Source organism: Commensalibacter sp. A3DC (assembly GCF_047307945.1).
GTDB classification, from domain to species: domain Bacteria; phylum Pseudomonadota; class Alphaproteobacteria; order Acetobacterales; family Acetobacteraceae; genus Commensalibacter; species Commensalibacter melissae.
In genome coordinates this window covers 1-475 of record NZ_JAXOQA010000129.1, presented here as the reverse complement: position 1 = coordinate 475, position 475 = coordinate 1, and the positions used below count along the sequence as shown (strand labels likewise).

Genomic DNA, 475 nt, shown 5'->3' with positions numbered 1-475 from the left:
TGGCGGGGATATCAATAACCAGTCCGGCCTGATCCGTACGGGTCAGGGGAATGTGTCATTGACAGGCTCCTCACTTGACAATGGCAATGGCTCTATCCTGACCACACAGGGGGATATCGGGGTTCAGGCAACGGGTAAGGTTGTCAACATGAATGGCCGGATAGGAACGCAGGCATCCGGGAATGTCAGGGTTTCCGCCTCTGGAGATGTCAGTAATGATCATGGCCAGATAGTCACTCCCTCGGGTATTGTGGACATTGGTGGCAGGCAGCTGAATAACGATAATGGCCAGATTGGCTCGAATGCGGGCAATGTTCATATAGAGTCTGACGGTTTGATGAACCGTTCAGGGATGATTCTGGCTGGTTCGGACAATGGCTTTGGGGATATTGTTTTTCATGGCGGTGACATTGAGAACAGCAATGGCGTTATCCAGGCGAGTTCAGGTGTTGTTGAGCTTGGTATGGGCAATTAC

1 protein-coding gene is annotated in these 475 nt (G+C 51.4%); it reads left to right on the top strand.

Features of this window, described 5'->3' with window-relative positions; translation table 11 throughout:
• A partial coding sequence (locus tag U0839_RS08805; protein ID WP_413550518.1) for a hypothetical protein occupies window positions 1-475 on the top strand: 475 nt, incomplete at both ends.